The sequence below is a fragment of the Exiguobacterium sp. s48 genome (assembly GCF_018617395.1).
Classification (GTDB): domain Bacteria; phylum Bacillota; class Bacilli; order Exiguobacteriales; family Exiguobacteriaceae; genus Exiguobacterium.
Window position 1 is genome coordinate 1,047,134 of record NZ_JACSKC010000001.1, and the last position, 18,357, is coordinate 1,065,490.

Genomic DNA, 18,357 nt, shown 5'->3' on the forward strand with positions numbered 1-18,357 from the left:
CCCATACCCTTTCCCATAAGAAAACACGCCTGCATCAAGCAGACGTGTCGTCATTATACGCGTGTCGGAAGGAAGTGTTTACGTGCTAACCACGCACACCCGATTACTCCGGCATCGTTTTCAAGTTCTGCGATTTTGAAAGTCGTTGACTCGTAGACGCGTTCGAGCGCAAACCGTTTAAATTGAGCGTCTAACGGTTCGAGTAATGCATCACCAGCTTTAGAGACGCCACCCCCGATGACAATCATTTTTGGATTGAGCGTGTTCGCGATGTTCGAAATCGTCAAACCAAGATATTCCGTCATTTCGTCAATGACTGATGTTGCGATCGAATCGCCCGCCTTATATGCTTCAAAGACGTCACGTGCCGTCACTTCCTTTAGGTCGTTCAAGGATGTGTCTTGATTTTTCCGTTTCTGCAGAGCCAATCGTGAGATGCCCGTAGCGGATGCAATGGTTTCGATACATCCTAAACGACCACAACCACACTTCACAGCTTTCGTATCATCACGCTCTACCGTAATATGACCAATCTCTCCAGCCATACCTGCTGTTCCGTGGACGATATTTCCATTTGTGATCACACCACCACCGACGCCCGTTCCAAGCGTAATCGCCAACAATTCAGATGCCCCTTCTCCAGCGCCTTTCCACATTTCACCGAGCGCTGCAGCATTCGCATCGTTTTCAAGTACAGCCGGAAGACCGACCGCCTGTTCGAATTCGCTCACAAGTGCGAAGTCTTTCCACCCGATATTTGGAGAATATTCAACAACCCCTTCTGAGAAGTTGATGAACCCTGGCGCGCCGATTCCAGCGCCCGCAAAATCTTCTTTCTTTTTACCTGATGTCTCTAAATATGTTTCAAAAGAAGCTGCAATGTCCTTCGGGATATGTACACCGTTTTCTCGAATATCCGTTTTGACTTCCCACTTATCAGAAATGATGCCGTTCATGTCTAAAACAGCCATCTTCACCGTTGTACCTCCGATGTCGATCCCTAGTAACCATTTCATATCGTTCACTCCTCATCTCAACTAAATCGCTTTCATTGATTAGTGTACACTATTATCCCCTTAGTGCAACCCTTTGCACTAAGGGGTTTCTGTCAATCCGTTGAATTTTTCAATTCATGGGTCAAAATGATTTTAGCCGTATCATAAACACGTTGTTCGATGATGCCCCCCTCATACATTTCATCAAGCTCCATCATCATGAGTGAGATTTCAGCATCCCGTTCTCCGATGTAAATAATGGTTCCGAATGATTTTAAAAACTGCTGGACATCATAAAAGTTTTTCATGCTTTTTCCTCCATCGTTGATTGCACATAACGGTATAGCAGTTCTCTCGTGGCTTCCATAGATGACGTATGAGTCCGCTCATAGCTATGACTGGATTCGATTCCAGGTCCAACCAATGCGTGTCGTACATCATAACCGGCACGAATGGCGGCTGATGCATCTGAACCATAGTATGGATATATATCTACCTTATAGTCGATCTCGTAAGACTTACAAAGTGACGTAAATTTCCGACGCAATCCGATGTCATATGGTCCAGAAGAGTCTTTGGCACAGATTGAGACGGTATATTCATCTGAATGTTGACCATCCCCTAGTGCCCCCATATCGACAGCGACATACTCCACAACCGCTTCTGGAATACCTGCATTCCCTCCGAAGCCGACTTCCTCATAGTTTGAGATCAAGTAATGAACTGTATGTGGTAAGTCTTGATCGACCAAGTCTTTTGCGAGGTCTAATAAAATAGCGACGGATGCCTTATCATCCAAATGGCGTGATTTCACATAACCTGAAGACGTCACTTTAAAACGCGGGTCAAATGAGACGAAATCACCAACTTCAATCCCTAGTGCGTTCACTTCTTCACGCGAGTGAACCTTTTCGTCGAGTCGAACTTCTATGTTCGATGCTGAACGCTCCGCAGAGTTGGCATCCTTATAAACGTGCACACTCGACTGATGAATGAGAATCGTACCTTCAATGGCTTCTCCTTCTTCACGATGAATAAGACAGTTCTCCCCCTCGATTGCCGTCCAGGCGTATCCACCGACTTGGGTCAAACGCAAACGCCCACTCGGCAAGATTTCTTTCACCATCGCCCCTAACGTATCGACGTGCGCTGTTAACAGACGCGCTTTTGTTGACCGGCCAGGGAATGTCGCTAGCAATGCTCCTTTATGTAGCCGAGACGTAGTAACTCCGAGAGCGCGTAGCTCGCTCTCCGTATATGAAATAGCTTCTTCCGTCATACCAGACGGACTCGGAATATTCACCAATGTCTTTAATGTATCCATCATCTTGTTCATTTTGCTCTCCCCTTACCAAAATCCGTACCCATACAAGAATCCAAATAATAGGATTGTGAGCACAGAAAATAAGATTCGTTGTGTTCGATTTTTCTCATCAGGCAATCCGACGACTCCGGAGACGAAGAATCCACCCATTAGTCCACCTGCATGTGCGAAATGGTCTAAACTTGCACCTAAAACAAATGCCAGGCCCACATTTAATCCTAACATAATAAACAATGGAGGTCCGAGCGTCTTCATAAAAAGTGAACGATCTCGTAATCCAAAGTAAAGTAGCGAGCCCACCAATCCAAAGAGTGCACCAGAGGCCCCCGCCGATATGGATTCACTGAAGGCGAACGATGCCGTCGTCGCCAATACCCCACTGATGATATAAATGATCAAGAATCTGATTGACCCATACATTCGTTCAACAAGTGGGCCGAGTGACCAAAGTGCAAACATATTGATCGCAAAATGAAACCAACCGATGTGTAGAAACATCGGGGTGATCAATCGCCACCATTCTCCTTGTTCGATGAGCGGATTCACTTTTGCGCCGAATGTGACCAACGTATTCGGGTCAAATGTCGAGCCGACCGACTCCGCTACCCACATCACTAAAAATGTAAGGAGTAGGAGTCCGTACACTACTTTCGGTTTTCCAAACGAAAATCGCTTCTTAAGCTCCGCCTTCTTCTGCCGATCGAGCGAGACCGCAAGAAGACGAAACCGATCTTCTTCCATCGTAGGAGTACAAATCGATCGAGCCAACGTCACTTTCGCAGGAATCGAAAAGGATAACGAGCTAATTCTTTCTTCATCAACTAACCTCTCCCCGTACAGATGAATCGTCAACCGCTTCCGACCGATTCGGGCAAGACGAAAGGCGTTTAAGATGGCGTGGATATCCATTGCGACATGATTCGCCCATGCCTTTTCAGTTTGGATGTATAAATCATAGCGATCGCCCGCTTTCGTATCGAGCAAGATGACCGCACGGGAAGGCTCTAAAACTCCTTCGATTCGTCCACCGCTCTCAACCGCATGATAAATATCTTCCCAAAAACAACTCGTTGCCAACTAAACCCCCTCCTCTCTCAATTCTATTGTAAATCACGAAACGACGCACGACCAAACGATGATTCGTTCTATATGTATAAAAACCCGTAACCATATGGCTACGGGTTTTCGAAGGGTGAAGATTACAAGACAGGCTCCATTGTTTTCATGAGTACGTTCGCAGAATGTTGCATTTTCTCATGCTCTTCTTGTGACAACTCAATCTCAACGACTTCACGAACGCCTTGACGGTTGATGATTGCTGGCACACCGATATGAATATCGTGCAATCCATACTCTCCATCAAGGTGTGCACCGACTGTCAACAACGTATTCTCGTTACGAAGGACAGCTTTCACCAACCGAAGGAGGCCGAGTCCAATCGCATAGTACGTCGCACCTTTGCGCTCGATAATATGATAAGCGGCATCACGAACATTTACGTAGATGTCTTCAAGGTCTTCCCAGTTGTATTCGTCATGTTCTTCAAGCAACTGCTCGACTGATTTTCCATAAATGCGCGCATTACTCCATGCAGCGAACTCCGTATCCCCATGCTCACCCATAATGTAGGCATGGCAGTTGCGCGGGTCGACATTGAAGTAATCCCCTAACATATAGCGTAAACGGGATGTATCCAACACGGTACCTGAACCGAAGACGCGATGTTTCGGAAGACCTGAATATTTCCAAGCGAGATGTGTCATGATGTCGACCGGGTTTGAGGCAATGATGATGATTCCATCGAATCCAGACTCCATAATCTCTGAAATCATGGACTTCATGATTTTCGCATTCTTTTCAACGAGGTCAAGGCGTGTCTCCCCTGGACGTTGCGGAGCACCTGCCGTAATCACAACGATATCAGCAACCCCACAGTCCGCATAATCCCCTGCCCAAACGCGCATCGGAGATGAAGCGAAGGAAACACCATGATTCAAGTCCATCGCTTCGCCTTCGGCTTTTGCTTTATTAATATCGATGATGACAAGCTCCTCACAAAGACTAGCTGTCGTTAATTGGTATGCGAAACTCGCACCTACTGCCCCAGCCCCTACAAGTGCGACACGTGTTACTTTAGCATGATTTAATGTTTCCATATTGATTCTCCACCCTTCGAACAATCTGTTTCATGTATTTGTTATCTCTGTTACATAAAGATTGTAACATCATTCACAAACCCTAACTACAGTGGAAACCGTTTTCACTTTGGCGATATTGTGACAACATTCACATTCGGATGAAACATCTTCATTTTCTGTACTACCCTCATCTGAATACGAAAAAACAAATCACCGTTGCCCCAAACACAGATAAAAAATTAACCGCATCATTCCCAAGTAGACGGGACCCTGACACATAAATCGTCGGGACTTGATGATGAATTTTTTTCTCCGTCAGTTTGCCACAGACGTCACAGCGAAACTTCCGCTGCACAGTCGCGCCAAGTAACGTATCGATGATGCTTCCACTCAGACCGATTGCCCAAAGCATTAGAAAGAGCGGTAGGTCCACTTCGATAAACAATACTGAAGACAACACGATCACGAACGCTCCTACGATCGACATCATCGTCCCAAGCGTTGACACTGCTCCGCTTGTGCCCGGTTCAACTCGTTTAAACGTGAACATGAATCGTGGTTGATGAGACGATAATACACCGAATTCCGATCCCCACGTATCACTCGTCGCGGCTGCAATGGAAACGATGTACATATAGAGAAAGACGTAATCTTTCGTATATAAAAATCCGAGTGCACAAAGGATACCTACCCCACCGTTCGCCAATACTTGTATGGCATCACGGGCACCGGTCTTTTCGACGATATCGTCGACCCCTTGCTTATCCCTAGAGCGATATTTTGAGGCGAGTGAGGATGTCGAGAAAAATACACCGAGTAAGTAAAGTCCAAACCATCCAAACGATAATCCAATTACCGTACCCGTCACAACTGTCAATAGAGCTCCAGAGAGCGTCAAGGAGTGTAATCGATACCCGAGATAGGCGACAACGCACGTCACGATAAAAATGGCAAACATTGAATACTCTCCTTTTCCGTCACAATCCACTGTACTGGGAGATCGTGCGGTTCTGTCGGTACGTGTGTTACTAGTTGGGCAGAATAAGCTAGTGAAAGGGTCACACCTTCGTATGTCTCTAGAAATCGGTCATAGTATCCCCCGCCCCATCCGACACGAAAGCCAGAACGATCAAACACTCGTCCTGGAACGAGACATAAATCAATCGTCTGCGTCGTTGGAGAAGTCGTCGGTTCTAATATATTCATGACACCGACCTCAAGGTCATCGAATGAGTTGATGACATGAAATGTAAGCCCCTGCTCCATTACTTTCGGGACACACACCGTTTTTCCTTCTTTAAATGCTTCATGAATAATCGGTGATGTTTCGATTTCAAGTGGGAGTGACAATGTCACAGCAATCGTTTGACTGTTTTTCCACAAAGACGTCGCGAACAGTCTTTGATGAATCAACTCATCCACTTCTTGCCGATTTTCCATTTGTCTAATGTACTGATGTACGGTACGTCTAAGCGCAGCTTTTTCATCCACAACGTATTCCTCCTTACAAAAAAAGCCGCCACATATGTGACGGCCGGTCCCTTATTACTTCACTTCGCGGTAAAGCGTGTGACGACGGAGACGTGGGTTGTATTTGCGCAACTCGAGGCGCTCAGGGTTGTTACGTTTGTTTTTCTTCGTGATGTACGTGCGATCGCCTGTTTCTGTGCAAGCTAATGTAATTTTAACGCGCATTTCTTTCACTCCCATCTTAATGATGTTGTATCAAGTGCTTTTGCTTTACAGTCTAAGCATACTCAATTATCCTACCAAGTTTCCTGTGAAAAAGCAAGGTTATTTCACGTTCTTTTTCATTGAATCCTGTCCATACGGAGAAGTTTCAAGAGGCAGGCATGTGTTGACATTCTCACTCAACTGATACCGTTGTTTCAGCTCAGGAATGGAGATCTCTTCACCGACATAGACAACCTTCGCGACAGGGAACACGCTGTTTTCAATTCGATGGATCGCATCGAACAAACCACCGTGACCATGCGGATTGCGTGTCGTTTCAAAGGACAACATAGTTGAGTATAACGGAAGCTCAAGGGAATGCGCAAGTTCTCTCGCAGCAGGAATCGTCATCCAATCAAAATGGTGAACCACTTTGAACGGAACTCGTTTCGCCAGCTCATGTACAAGCTTCACATAGGCAATATTTTGTGTGGCCACTTGATTCATGACATGTTCTAAAAATGGACTCGTCGGTCGAACACGATAGACATGAATATTCCCATGTCGTTCATACTCCGGCAATCCTTCGTGATATGGTGTCAGTACGTAAACTACTTCTCCTTCATTCGCTCTAGCTTCCACTTCATCAATGACTCGTTTCCCGAGTCCACCGACGAGATGACCGTGATATTCAGGAGTCAGCACCAAAATGGCCGGGTCCTCTTGAACGCGTTCCTTTGTCACATAATAATCATGAGGCGCTAGGAATGAATCGATTTCGATATCTACGTCTTGAAGAAACGGATACGCTTTATAATGTTCGTCTAGTAATTGAGGTGTAAGCGAATCCTGATAGAGCGCCGTCTCTAGTTCTGCGAACAGACGCGTATGCTCACGGAAGCGTTCAGCTGCATATTGCGCAGTCGTTTGTCCATCTAAAATGAACGCCCAGTCGCTCGATACGGCCAACACATAATGACGGATCAATTGCTTCAACGCACGATCGGTTAACTCAGACTGCTCGCGATAGTCTGCCACATCCTTAACCAATTGCATCTCCATCATATGAAGGTGTCGAAGCATCCATTCGTTCCGTTCATTGATCCAAACCTCGCCATATCCTTTACGTCCCCATGTGTTCATCGAGACGTGAACGGTCTGTAAATCTTTAAAATGACGTTCTAGGAAGATGGCCGGCGTGATCGTCTCGATCCCAAACTCATCAAGTCGTTCCGCGACTTGGCCAAGGAATTCTGGTCCTTCAAACCACCAATGACCGAACAGTTCCGCATCAAACGGTGCCGTGACGAGGAAAGGTGGGAACGTTTGAGCACTGTGTGCCTCGAGATGCGATTCTAAGGTTTTGGCAAAGTCCATCGCATGATTTCCGATTTGATGCTCCGCCCATTCCCGTACATAGAAATCTTTTTGATCTGTATCGCCCGTGATCCGGTGCATTTTTAGTCCCGTATCGAAACGGATCCCTTCTGGATGCATAAAGGATTGAATGTAGTCCCAATCCCGATCATATGCCAAATCACGATAAAATTCACGATAGTCCGGGTGACCCGGATACCCAATCATTGAACTCCAAATTTTACCCGAAATGATTTGGTCCCGAGGGAATAGCGCAACACCATGTGGTGAATATACAGGCGCTCCGATCCCTTTCTCAGGTGTTGGATCTGCGTCGAGAAGAGCATGTTCGTCGACAAAGGTATAACGTATACCCTCTTCAAATAAAATTCGGTCGACACCCGGTGTATAGGCACACTCTGGTAACCAAATGCCGGTCGGTCGGAATCCATAATGACGTTCAAAACAATTTAGGCCCGTACGGATCTCCGCGCGTGCAGCTTGCTCTGTAAATAGGTGCGGGTTAAATCCATGGGTTGCCGTACAAGTGACCATGTCGATATATCCCGCTTCACGATATGTACGGAACGCCTCGTTCAAGTTTTTATCCCAATGTAAAAACGTATTTTTCAAATCGTTATACCGCTGACGATAAAAATGTAACGTTGCTTTTTCTGCATCGGTTCTGTCTTCAGATAGTTCTAGTTCAATCAATTCGAGCATCTCATCCAAATGGTCCACATAACGGTCTTGAATGAGTGGGTCGGCAAGCATCTCGACAACCGGTGGTGAAATGCTGACCGTCCAATGCAAAGGTCGTTTCAAGCGGTCTACTTGCCATAAAATCGGCAGATATGTTTCAGAGATGGCTTCATAGACCCATCTTTCTTCTAAACGATGTTTTTCTTCATGCCGGACGTACGGTAAATGAGCATGAAGGACGAGTGAAAAGTATCCAGGTTTCATGTATAGAGTCCTCCTTATCGTACGTAACGGTATGCCGCATATTTTGGTAATGTATCGAGTACTTCAGGAGAGTCGACTTCTCCGTATTGCCAACGGCGTACCGGTTCCGCGAATCGACCAGTGCCGCTCGGCTCCGCACGAGGCGTATCCAGCGGTTTAGACGCTACAATCGGCAAAAATTCCCCTTCCATTGTGCGAATCCCAAATTCAAACACATATGTCGTATTCGGGTCTAGTGGACGAACGAACCAGCTATTCGTCATTTCTGGAAGGTCGAACGTGTAGGATCGGTTTGCCTGACCGCTACTGTAGTCCAGTAATGTCACGTCTAGAATTCGAAACGCTTTCGGCAAGTCTTCCCATCTTCTCATGAATTGGAGTTCTAACGTCTCTTTGACAAGATCAGACACTTCCCAACAAACGTACACTGAGTTCGGGGACTGAACGACCGCGTGTAAAAAATCGACATTGTATCGGTCTGGAAGCTGCCAAAAACCCTCTGGACCCTGATCAAGAAGTGGAGAAGTCGCTCCATCAAGCGTTTCCTTTGTCGATGCGACTTGTTTTTTAGACGTTTCAACTGTCGCCTTTGATTTCTTGTTTCCACCCTTTGGTTTCACAGGGGCAACCGCCTCCGATTCTTGTTGCTGATTTCTCCATTTCCGCCATGCGTATTGGACTTTGCCAATCGGGACGTCTAGTTCTGCCGCAATCTGTTTTAGCGTAAGTCCTTGTTGTTTCAAGGATACGATTTTCTCTTCCATCTCTATATGGCTCCCTTCATGTAAAAATCCATGTAGACTATTATTCGCTCCTTGAGTTTGATTTCCTGCCCAAAAAAAATAAAGAACAACAGCACTGTTGTTCTTTACCACTAATCTTATTGGTTCAAATCATAATGTTTCCCTTTTTCAAGGAAAATTAAATGTTCACCGAAGTTCGTCACATGGTCACCCATCCGTTCGAGGTATCGAGCGATGTTCGAGAATTCGTATACATCGTTCGTTCCAACTGTCATCGCAGGAAGTGAACCGATATATTGTTTGATTACCGTTAAATTGATGTCGTCAATGACTCTGTCCATCTCGTTGAGTTCACGAACACGACTTACCTCGCCTTTACGATAAGCGCGCGTCGCAAGTTCGAGCATATCAATCAATTGTTCAGCCATCTGTTTGAGCGGTTGAATGTCGTGTAAATAAGGAACATGTTCGATTCGAGTGACCGCTTTAGCAATATTCGTCGCATAATCTGCAATCCGCTCGAGATCTGTGGCTGACTTCATCGTCACGATCAAACGACGCAAGTCAGTTGCGACCGGTTGTTGTTTGGCAATCAATAGAATTGCTTCATCGTTGATCGTCAATTCTAAGTCGTCGAGTTCATTGTCGTTCTCAATGACAGTCTTAGCTAATTCGAGGTCATGTTTTTCTAACACTTCGATGGCGGTTGCTGTTTGACGCATTGTCAAATTTGCCAAACGGACCACCTTATCTTCTAATTCAATCAATTTCGTATCAAAAAATGTGCGATTTTGTGCCATCAATCTAGTCTCCTCCTTAACCGAAACGGCCAGAAATATAGTCTTCCGTCCGTTTATCAGATGGATTCGAGAAAATCTTATCTGTTACATCGAACTCGACAACCTCTCCGTTTAAGAAGAATGCCGTTTTATCCGAAACACGGGCAGCTTGTTGCATGTTATGCGTCACGATAATGATTGAGTACTGTTCTTTCAACTCTTGAACCAACTCTTCTACTTTTAAAGTAGAGATCGGGTCAAGGGCAGACGTCGGTTCATCCATCAAGATGACATCAGGTTCGATTGCCAATGTGCGTGCGATACAGAGGCGTTGTTGTTGTCCACCTGAGAGACCATAGGCGTTCTCATTTAAACGGTCTTTTACTTCATCCCAAATTGCAGCCCCACGTAATGAACGCTCGACAATCTCATCGAGTACCTTCTTATTTTTGATGCCATGCGTCCGCGGCCCATATGCCACATTGTCATAAACCGATTTCGGGAACGGGTTTGGTTGTTGGAATACCATCCCGACCGACGTACGCAAATCTTCTACCTTGTATCCACGATCGAAGATGTTACGACCATGATATAAGATTTCACCATTTGTACGAACCGATGGGACGAGTTCGACCATGCGGTTCAATGTTTTAATGAATGTCGATTTCCCACAACCAGATGGTCCGATGATCGCCGTCACTTCATTCTTTTTAATATCGAGGTTGACGTCAATCAAAGCCTGGTCTTCTCCGTACCACAAGTTCAAATTGTTGACGACATAGGCACTATCTTTTTTCATCTCAGTCGTTTTCGGTTCTGTCGTAGTTGTGTTCACGTTTTGATCTCCTTTATTGAGCTCTTGTTGTTTCATCATCTCGAGGTTCCTCCCCATTCATCTGCAAAAAACCTTAATGTCGATTTGTATATTTGTTTCGAATATAAATTGCAACCGAGTTCATCGCGATGAGCATCGTCATGAGTACGATGATTCCCGCTGCAGCTAAGTTTTGGAACTCTGCTTGTGGTCGGCTCGTCCAGTTGTAAATCTGAATCGGTAGTGCCGTGAAGTCAGAGAACACACTGCTTGGTGTCGTTGAAATAAACGTCGCAGCTCCGACCATAATCAAAGGCGCTGTTTCTCCAATTGCACGAGAAACGGCAAGGATAATCCCCGTAATGATCCCAGGGATTGCTGATGGTAAGACGACGTTGAATGTTGTTTGCCACTTTGAGGCACCTAAAGCCAACGAGGCATGGCGCAATTCCATCTTGACAGCTCGTAGCGCTTCTTGTGAAGCGACGATGACAATTGGTAGACTCATAAGTCCAAGTGTCAATGCCCCAGCCATAATCGAGTTCCCTAACTCCATGACGCGAACAAAAATCGTCAAACCGAGCAATCCGAATACGATTGAAGGGACACCAGCCAAGTTCGAAATGTTCACTTCGATAAATGAAGTCATTCGATTTTTCGGTGCATATTCTTCTAGATAGATGGCGGCACCGACACCGATGACAAACACCATCGGTACGATAAGGAACATGAGCCAGATCGATCCGATTAATGCGGGATACAATCCAGCCTGTTCTGGACGTCTTGACGGGAAGTTACGCAAGAAATCGAGGTCAACCCACCCCGCCCCTTTTGAGAGGATGTCATAAATCAACGTCGATAAGACGACCAACGCAAAGACAAGACCTGCCAAAAAGATATATTTGAAAATCTCATTCATTTGTAAACGACGTTTGATGCGCGCAGACACCGTCTCGCGATTCATCAGGTTCTTTGTATTCTTGAACTCACTGTTCGGTAAAGCCATATTAGTACTCCTCTCTGAAGCGGCGCGTCACCCAGTTTGCGAATAAGTTCATCACAAGAGTAAAGACGAACAATAACGCACCGACCGCATAGATACTGTAATATTCGATTGTGCCGTAACCTGCATCACCTTTCGCGATTTGAACGATATAAGCAGTCATCGTTTGAATCGCATTCAGTGGGTTGAACTCAAAGTTCGGTTGTGAACCACCGGCGATCGTCACAATCATCGTCTCACCAATCGCACGACTCATCCCAAGAACGATTGAGGCAATGATTCCCGACGTTGCTGCAGGCATAACCACTTTCGTCGCTACTTCAAGGCGCGTTGCACCAAGACCAAGCGCACCATCACGGATTTTTTTAGGCACTGCACTCATCGCATCTTCAGAAATCGATGCAATCATCGGAATAATCATGATTCCGACAACAATCCCTGGACTGAGTGCATTATAAATTTGAAGTCCTGGAATGAGTGCCTGTAATACTGGTGTGATGAACGACAAAGCGAAGAAACCGAATACGATGGTCGGCACACCGGCTAACACTTCTAAAATCGGCTTCAACACTCGGCGAGCCCGTTCAGAAGCATATTCACTTAAATAGATGGCTGATGCCAAACCAAGTGGAACGGCGACAATCATCGCAATTACAGTAATTTGGAGTGTTCCCATGACGAGAGCCCATACCCCGAAGCGCTGATCTGCACTTAGTGGATACCATTCTGTCGAACCTAAAAATTCAGCGACAGGGACTCGTTCGAAGAATTTGAATAGCTCAAATCCTAGTGTGAACGCAATACCGATCGTCGTAACGACTGATACGAATGCGCTCAAGAATAATAAGAACGGCATGATTTTATCAAACACGTTCGTCGTACTATATTTTTTTTGCTTATTTTGTTGAATCATCTCTCGAATCGAGAGCTCTTTTTTTGGTTGGTTCATCTCGTGTATCGCTCCCTACCTCTTCATACTAGAAAGCATGGCGAGAAGGCGAGACCGTGTCTCACCTTCTGCCACCCATCATCTTATTCTCCAGCGATCTCATCAATCATCTTCATGTTTTCATCGTAACGGTCTTGTTCCATTTTCACGTAACCGACTTCTTCAGAAAGATCAGCTGCATTTTCGTTCATGAAACGTGCGAAGTCCGCAACTTGCTCTTTGTCTTTCAACGAAGCGTTGTTGACGTACGTGTAAATCTCACGCGAGAGCGGGTAAGACAAATCGTTGATTGTTTCATGTGTTGGTTCAATGCCTTCAACTTTCAATGCACGGAGTGTATCTTGGTTCTCAAGGTAGTAAGCGAATCCGAAGAATCCGATTGCACCCTCTGTTCCAGCTACACCTGTTACGAGTACGTTGTCATCTTCAGACAATTGTGCGTCTTGACGAATATCGACTTCATCAAGAACTTTCTCGTCGAAGAAATCGTACGTACCTGAATCTTTACCTGGTGCGAAGAATGAAATTTCTTCATCTGGCCAGTCAGAGCGAACGTCTTTCCATGTTTTCACGCTTGTATCTGTCCACATTTTTTTCAATTCTTCAATTGTAATATCTTGTGCCCAATCGTTTGCCGGGTTCACAACAAGTGAAAGACCGTCAAGTGCAACTGCAAGTTGTGTGAATTCCACACCATTTTTCTCAGCTTCAGCAGCTTCTTCTTCTTTAATTTCACGTGACGCGTTTGAGAAATCAGTTTCTCCCGTCACGAAGCGCTTGAATCCACCACCCGTTCCAGAGACACCGACTGTCACTTCAACTTCTGGTTGTTCAGCTGAATATTCTTCTGCGACTGCTTCCATGATTGGGAATACAGTTGATGATCCGTCCATGACGACTTTTCCTGATAGCGCATCGCCTTCAGCAGCGCCGCCTTCTTCGTTATTCCCACAAGCAGCACCTACGAGTGCGACTGAAGTGATTGAAGCGAGTAAAGCTGATTTTTTCATCCAAGACATTTGTGACGTCCTCCTTGAGTTTGCTTTGATTTTTGTTGTGGATCTGTTGTTCTGTCCTACAATTAATATCCTAATGAACTTCTATTAACGAGAAATAAACGGAACGTAAAAGAATTGTAAAGACAAAAAAAGAAGTCACCAAAGTGACTCCTTTTATTGAAGCATTGCATTCACATCTTCTAGATTGAAGTAAGCTTTCATGATGTCATGTGCGACACGAGTGTTAATCCCCTCTGCCTCAAGACCTGGCATAATGATTGCCCATGCAATTTCAGGGTTATCATAAGGCGCCCAACCGACATGGTTTGAGTTCAACGTCTTGATTGGTTCTCCGTTCGCATTTCGTTTTGCCTGACCGTCTTCGCCTTCAGCGATCGCTTGCGCTGTTCCCGTTTTACCGGCAGCAGTCATACCAGTCAGTTGCAAAATACGAGATGATCCGGATGATGATTCTACCCCTTGACGATACCCTTCACGAACGCGCTGAATGTATTCGTCTTGAATATTGACTTTGTTTAATGCATTCGGCTGGAACGTGCTAACGACTTGTTTATTGTTTTCATCAAGCGAACCTGGTTCAATGATTTCTTTTAACAAGTGCGGTTGCACACGATATCCCCCATTTGCTAAGGCAGATGTATATTGGGCCAATTGAATCGGCGTATAAGAAATATATTGTCCGATGGCCATATCCATGAGGAGCGTGACACGGTCCGGTACACTGCGGAAACCGGTTGACTCAAATGGCAAGTCGATTCCCGTTTCGATTCCGAGTCCGAATTGTTTATAGTAGTGTTCCATCGTTTCAAATGCTTGTGTGACATTTTCTCCGACGATTTGACCTGTCGAATAGTAGTCAGCCAAGCGCAACGCGATTTGGAACATGTAGATGTTCGAAGACATCGCAAGAGCATCTAAGTCGTTGATGTTGCCCATATTTCGATATGAAGCTTTCACAGACGAACCGATTCGAATCGGAGCATCGTAAATATATTCTCCCGGTTTGACGACTCCTTCTTCAAATCCATAGGCGACCGTGGCGCCTTTAATGGTAGATCCGATTTGGCTCGCCCGAAGGACAGTACCTGTTGAAACGTCTTTAAACTCATTCGTTTCTAAATCAAGTTCTTGTCCAGAAAGTGCCAACAGTTCGCCCGTCTGAGGGTTCATGACGACTGCGAACGCCCGATCGAAATGTGGACTGCCAGACCGTCCAGCGCGAATTGCCTTTTTCAAAATTTCATCGACTTCTTTTTGGAATTCAATGTCTGTCGACAAGACGATATCTTTTCCTGGATTCCCGCTCACTCGCGTCGGCTCCCCGACCGGCTCCCCTTTGAAGGTAGTAAAGACATCGTATGCAGGCGTTCCACGAAGGACATCTTCATATTGTTGTTCCAAATAAGAAGTCCCGACACGGTCATTCAACCCATAACCTTTCGCCTGATAAGATGCTCGTTGTTCTGCCGGGATTTGGCGATAGCTTCCTAAGAAGCTCTTAAACGTATCGCCGAACGGGTAATCCCGTTGATAATAAGGCTCGACACTGACACCAGGCAACAGTTCTAAGTTTTCTTCAATGACTGCCATCTCTTTCGGACTCGCTCCGATTTTAATGACTTGTGGGTCGAGCGCATATCCGCTCTCCATATTGTGTTTGATGGCGATGATTTCTTCTGTCGCATCATCAAACGTAATTTCCTCTTCTGTGATGGAGTCGAGTAAGAGTCGGTCCACTTCCTGGTTGGATAGCGCGGCCCGCTCCTCTTCTGACAACTCTTCTAATAACGCTTGCGTACGCTCTTGCGCCAACTCTGGATTTGTTGCGATCCAATAGTCTTTCCGGTCACGTTCCGTCATCTTGCGGTCATCTTTTGGAATATCCACGATTTCCGCCAATTTTTTCGCAACGTCCAATCGTTCATCTGTTTTCGTCACTTGCGAACGACGATACATGACCGAATAGTTCGAAATGGTGTCCGCTAGCACTTGACCGTTCCGATCATAAATTTTCCCACGCGGTACCTCATATTTGATTTTACTCGACTCTGTTTTCTGTACTTCCCGCGCGATTAATTCTCCGTTCACGATTTGAACGACACCTAATCGGAATATAAGGGTCGCAAAGAGAATAAAGACGATGAAAAATAGTAAATTCAAGCGTAACGGTAAGTGGTTTCGCCGTTTCTTCGGCACTTTCACACGATTTTTAGCCAAGTCCGTTAACTCCTTCCGCAATCAATTCCTTCTATATGAAAGAAGACAGAGATTCCTGTCATTTTGTCCGTTTTTCACTATATCATAATTTGTTTACAAAATAATGAAAAGCATAAAAAAACCCGAGACTCTCATGAGAATCTCGGGTGATGTCAACTTATTTTGCGTCTGCGTACAACGTTCCGACATAATCCCAGTCGATGACGTGGAAGAATGCGTTGATGTAGTCAGGACGACGGTTTTGGTAGTTCAAGTAGTAAGCGTGTTCCCAAACATCGAGTCCGAGGATCGGCGTAACGCCTTCCATGATCGGTGAGTCTTGGTTTGGTGTAGACGTTACTTCGAGTTTTCCATTTTTCACGGCGAGCCATGCCCATCCTGAACCGAAACGAGTTGTTGCAGCTTTCGTGAACTCATCCTTGAATGCTTCGAAACTACCGAACGATTCATCAATCGCAGCAGCGAGTTCACCAGATGGTGTACCATTTTCGTTCTTCTTCAAGAGTTTCCAGAAGAATGAGTGGTTCCAGTGGCCGCCACCATTGTTACGGACAGCAGTTTGAATGTCAGCAGGAAGCGAATCGATTTTTTGAAGCAAGTCTTCGAGTGAAGAGTACTCCACATCTTTCCCTTCGAGTGCATTGTTTACGTTTGTAACGTAAGTGTTGTGGTGTTTTGTGTGGTGGATTTCCATCGTGCGTGCGTCAATGTGTGGTTCGAGTGCATCATATGCGTAATCAAGTTGTGGTAATTCAAATTTAGCCATTACTAAAATCCCCCTTAAATGTGTTTTGAACAACGTTCGTCTTAAATGTAACAGATTTGTGACGGTCGACTCAATTGTAATGCTTCATTCTACATCTTCTTCTGGTAATGCCCAGACCGAAATAGATCCCGCCGCCACTTTAAATACCCCAAATCCTTCATCATCAATCTCAATTTTATCTTCACGTGTATTCGTCAAATCGACCCACGTCTCTCCCGCGCGCGCTTCTCCGACGAACATTCTTTTTTCAGCTTCGTCTGAAGTTGAAATGAGAACGGCACATCCGGAACGATCGATTTCTTCTACACCATGACGAACCCATCCAATCACATTCGGGTCATCAAAATAATCTTCTTGTTTCCCATATGCTTTTTCACGACGGGCGTAGAGCAACGTATTGATTGCAAGTCTCATTCCGTCGGTTGGATGAGGACCGTCGATTCCATAATAATCTCCGTAAAATACACAAGGGTATCCATCTTTACGAAGTAGGACGAGACCGTAAGCGATTTGCTTGAACCAATCTTTCACCCATGACTCAAGCGCCTCTTCAGGCTGTGAATCGTGATTGTCCACAAACGTCACCGAGTGAAGTGGGTGTGACTGAACGAGCGTATCATCAAAAATGGTGCGCATATCAAACGCTGCCCCTTCTTCCGAGGCTTGATGCAATTTATAATGAAGCGGAACATCGAACAAATCGACGTTATAATCGATGTTATCAAGAAACTCACGACAGGCATCGAGGTCTGATTTCCAAAACTCTCCGACGAAATAGAAGTCATCACCTTTTTCATCGCGCATCGTCTGACTAAACTCTTTTACAAAGTCATAGTTGATATGTTTGATGGCGTCAAGACGAAAACCATCACACTTCGTCTCTTCGATGAACCATTTTCCCCAGTTTAATACTTCTTCCCGAACTTCAGGATGATGATAATCGATATTCGCAAACATGAGATAATCATAGACACCGAACTCATCATCGACATTATCATTCCATCGTTTATTCTCTCCAACGATGAAGAAGATACCAGAACGATCGGTCGCGGCATCATAATCCGTACCATTGAAGTGGTTAAAATTCCATTTGAACGATGAATACTTCCCATCACGCGCTTCATAGTCAAACTTCGTCCAACCTTCGATTTCAAACTCCTCATCTGACAATACTTTTGTGCGGTCATTCGGATCGACTTCTAATACATTAAACTTCTCGGTCGCGTCTGCACCCGCTTTATGATTCATGACGACATCCATATAAATCTGCATCCCGAGTTCTTGCTGACAATACGATGTTGCTTCAAGAAGTTCTTTCTTCGTCCCATATTTCGTGGCAACTGTCCCTTTTTGATCGAACTCACCTAAGTCATATAAGTCATAAATGCCGTATCCCGTATCCTCACTACTTTGTCCTTTTGTAACAGGTGGTAGCCATAGCGCCGTGATTCCAGCTTTATTTAAATCTTTAGCTCTCTCTTTTAGTCGCTTCCAGTGTTTTTGGTCTGCTTCGACGTGCCACTCAAAAAACTGCATCATGGTGTGATTTCGTTCCATTTTGTTCGCCTCATTTCATATTTTTCAAAAAACAAAATGCTAACGACTATTTACCCA

Annotated in this window: 18 protein-coding genes; all 18 read right to left on the reverse strand. The window is 45.2% G+C overall.

The window, feature by feature from the left end:
* Window positions 1-53: 53 nt before the first annotated feature.
* The 18 genes from KNO66_RS05445 to KNO66_RS05530 all read right to left on the reverse strand — a co-directional run bounded on the left by KNO66_RS05445 (window position 54) and on the right by KNO66_RS05530 (window position 18,300).
* Window positions 54-1,016 (reverse strand): ROK family glucokinase, encoded by a 963-nt coding sequence (locus tag KNO66_RS05445; protein ID WP_214741139.1) that lies wholly within the window; start codon window positions 1,014-1,016, stop codon window positions 54-56.
* A 92-nt stretch (window positions 1,017-1,108) separates the two neighbouring features.
* On the reverse strand, window positions 1,109-1,303 hold the full coding sequence (locus KNO66_RS05450; RefSeq protein WP_214741141.1) for a YqgQ family protein: 195 nt from the start codon (window positions 1,301-1,303) through the stop codon (window positions 1,109-1,111).
* Complete coding sequence (locus KNO66_RS05455; RefSeq protein WP_214741144.1) at window positions 1,300-2,331, reverse strand: M42 family metallopeptidase; 1,032 nt, start codon at window positions 2,329-2,331, stop codon at window positions 1,300-1,302. The genes KNO66_RS05450 and KNO66_RS05455 overlap by 4 nt, the downstream gene beginning before the upstream one ends.
* A gap of 12 nt (window positions 2,332-2,343) precedes the next feature.
* Window positions 2,344-3,396: a rhomboid family intramembrane serine protease gene (locus KNO66_RS05460; protein ID WP_214741146.1), complete on the reverse strand. Its 1,053-nt coding sequence runs from the start codon at window positions 3,394-3,396 to the stop codon at window positions 2,344-2,346.
* Window positions 3,397-3,518: 122 nt separating this feature from the next.
* On the reverse strand, window positions 3,519-4,475 hold the full coding sequence (locus tag KNO66_RS05465) for an L-lactate dehydrogenase (protein WP_214741148.1): 957 nt from the start codon (window positions 4,473-4,475) through the stop codon (window positions 3,519-3,521).
* A 169-nt stretch (window positions 4,476-4,644) separates the two neighbouring features.
* Window positions 4,645-5,415, reverse strand: a complete 771-nt coding sequence (locus tag KNO66_RS05470; protein ID WP_214741150.1) for a DUF92 domain-containing protein — start codon at window positions 5,413-5,415, stop codon at window positions 4,645-4,647.
* Window positions 5,394-5,948: a 5-formyltetrahydrofolate cyclo-ligase gene (locus KNO66_RS05475; protein ID WP_214741152.1), complete on the reverse strand. Its 555-nt coding sequence runs from the start codon at window positions 5,946-5,948 to the stop codon at window positions 5,394-5,396. Before KNO66_RS05475 ends, KNO66_RS05470 begins: the two co-directional genes overlap by 22 nt.
* 54 nt (window positions 5,949-6,002) lie before the next feature.
* Window positions 6,003-6,167 (reverse strand): 50S ribosomal protein L33, encoded by a 165-nt coding sequence (gene rpmG, locus KNO66_RS05480; RefSeq protein WP_255313299.1) that lies wholly within the window; start codon window positions 6,165-6,167, stop codon window positions 6,003-6,005.
* An 84-nt stretch (window positions 6,168-6,251) separates the two neighbouring features.
* Entirely contained in the window at window positions 6,252-8,453 is a 2,202-nt protein-coding gene (locus KNO66_RS05485; RefSeq protein WP_214741154.1) for a 1,4-alpha-glucan branching protein domain-containing protein, read from the reverse strand.
* A 14-nt stretch (window positions 8,454-8,467) separates the two neighbouring features.
* On the reverse strand, window positions 8,468-9,217 hold the full coding sequence (locus tag KNO66_RS05490; RefSeq protein WP_214741156.1) for a DUF4912 domain-containing protein: 750 nt from the start codon (window positions 9,215-9,217) through the stop codon (window positions 8,468-8,470).
* Window positions 9,218-9,333: 116 nt separating this feature from the next.
* Window positions 9,334-9,996, reverse strand: coding sequence for a phosphate signaling complex protein PhoU (gene phoU / locus KNO66_RS05495; protein WP_214741158.1), 663 nt, complete (start codon window positions 9,994-9,996; stop codon window positions 9,334-9,336).
* Between the two features lie 16 nt (window positions 9,997-10,012).
* A complete protein-coding gene (pstB, locus tag KNO66_RS05500) occupies window positions 10,013-10,774 on the reverse strand; it encodes a phosphate ABC transporter ATP-binding protein PstB (RefSeq protein WP_224862754.1) in 762 nt (253 codons plus the stop codon).
* Window positions 10,775-10,883: 109 nt separating this feature from the next.
* Complete coding sequence (gene pstA / locus KNO66_RS05505) at window positions 10,884-11,795, reverse strand: phosphate ABC transporter permease PstA (RefSeq protein ID WP_214741162.1); 912 nt, start codon at window positions 11,793-11,795, stop codon at window positions 10,884-10,886.
* 1 nt (window position 11,796) lies between these two features.
* Window positions 11,797-12,741 (reverse strand): phosphate ABC transporter permease subunit PstC, encoded by a 945-nt coding sequence (gene pstC / locus KNO66_RS05510; RefSeq protein ID WP_214741164.1) that lies wholly within the window; start codon window positions 12,739-12,741, stop codon window positions 11,797-11,799.
* Window positions 12,742-12,824: 83 nt separating this feature from the next.
* Window positions 12,825-13,760 (reverse strand): PstS family phosphate ABC transporter substrate-binding protein, encoded by a 936-nt coding sequence (locus KNO66_RS05515; protein ID WP_214741166.1) that lies wholly within the window; start codon window positions 13,758-13,760, stop codon window positions 12,825-12,827.
* A gap of 153 nt (window positions 13,761-13,913) precedes the next feature.
* On the reverse strand, window positions 13,914-15,977 hold the full coding sequence (locus KNO66_RS05520; RefSeq protein ID WP_214741168.1) for a peptidoglycan D,D-transpeptidase FtsI family protein: 2,064 nt from the start codon (window positions 15,975-15,977) through the stop codon (window positions 13,914-13,916).
* Between the two features lie 157 nt (window positions 15,978-16,134).
* Window positions 16,135-16,743 (reverse strand): superoxide dismutase, encoded by a 609-nt coding sequence (locus tag KNO66_RS05525; protein ID WP_214741170.1) that lies wholly within the window; start codon window positions 16,741-16,743, stop codon window positions 16,135-16,137.
* Window positions 16,744-16,827: 84 nt separating this feature from the next.
* Window positions 16,828-18,300, reverse strand: coding sequence for an alpha-amylase (locus KNO66_RS05530; protein ID WP_214741172.1), 1,473 nt, complete (start codon window positions 18,298-18,300; stop codon window positions 16,828-16,830).
* Window positions 18,301-18,357 lie beyond the last annotated feature (57 nt).

Excerpts from the sequence above, each read along its gene's own strand:
- KNO66_RS05445 (WP_214741139.1), bottom strand. The coding sequence starts at position 1,016 with ATGAAATGGTTACTAGGGATCGACATCGGAGGTACAACGGTGAAGATG.
- pstB (WP_224862754.1), bottom strand. The coding sequence starts at position 10,774 with ATGAAAAAAGATAGTGCCTATGTCGTCAACAATTTGAACTTGTGGTAC.
- phoU (WP_214741158.1), bottom strand. The coding sequence starts at position 9,996 with ATGGCACAAAATCGCACATTTTTTGATACGAAATTGATTGAATTAGAA.
- KNO66_RS05455 (WP_214741144.1), bottom strand. The coding sequence starts at position 2,331 with ATGAACAAGATGATGGATACATTAAAGACATTGGTGAATATTCCGAGT.
- rpmG (WP_255313299.1), bottom strand. The coding sequence starts at position 6,167 with ATGGGAGTGAAAGAAATGCGCGTTAAAATTACATTAGCTTGCACAGAA.
- KNO66_RS05485 (WP_214741154.1), bottom strand. The coding sequence starts at position 8,453 with ATGAAACCTGGATACTTTTCACTCGTCCTTCATGCTCATTTACCGTAC.
- KNO66_RS05530 (WP_214741172.1), bottom strand. The coding sequence starts at position 18,300 with ATGGAACGAAATCACACCATGATGCAGTTTTTTGAGTGGCACGTCGAA.
- KNO66_RS05465 (WP_214741148.1), bottom strand. The coding sequence starts at position 4,475 with ATGGAAACATTAAATCATGCTAAAGTAACACGTGTCGCACTTGTAGGG.
- KNO66_RS05490 (WP_214741156.1), bottom strand. The coding sequence starts at position 9,217 with ATGGAAGAGAAAATCGTATCCTTGAAACAACAAGGACTTACGCTAAAA.
- KNO66_RS05525 (WP_214741170.1), bottom strand. The coding sequence starts at position 16,743 with ATGGCTAAATTTGAATTACCACAACTTGATTACGCATATGATGCACTC.
- KNO66_RS05515 (WP_214741166.1), bottom strand. The coding sequence starts at position 13,760 with ATGTCTTGGATGAAAAAATCAGCTTTACTCGCTTCAATCACTTCAGTC.
- KNO66_RS05450 (WP_214741141.1), bottom strand. The coding sequence starts at position 1,303 with ATGAAAAACTTTTATGATGTCCAGCAGTTTTTAAAATCATTCGGAACC.
- pstA (WP_214741162.1), bottom strand. The coding sequence starts at position 11,795 with ATGGCTTTACCGAACAGTGAGTTCAAGAATACAAAGAACCTGATGAAT.
- KNO66_RS05470 (WP_214741150.1), bottom strand. The coding sequence starts at position 5,415 with ATGTTTGCCATTTTTATCGTGACGTGCGTTGTCGCCTATCTCGGGTAT.
- pstC (WP_214741164.1), bottom strand. The coding sequence starts at position 12,741 with ATGAACCAACCAAAAAAAGAGCTCTCGATTCGAGAGATGATTCAACAA.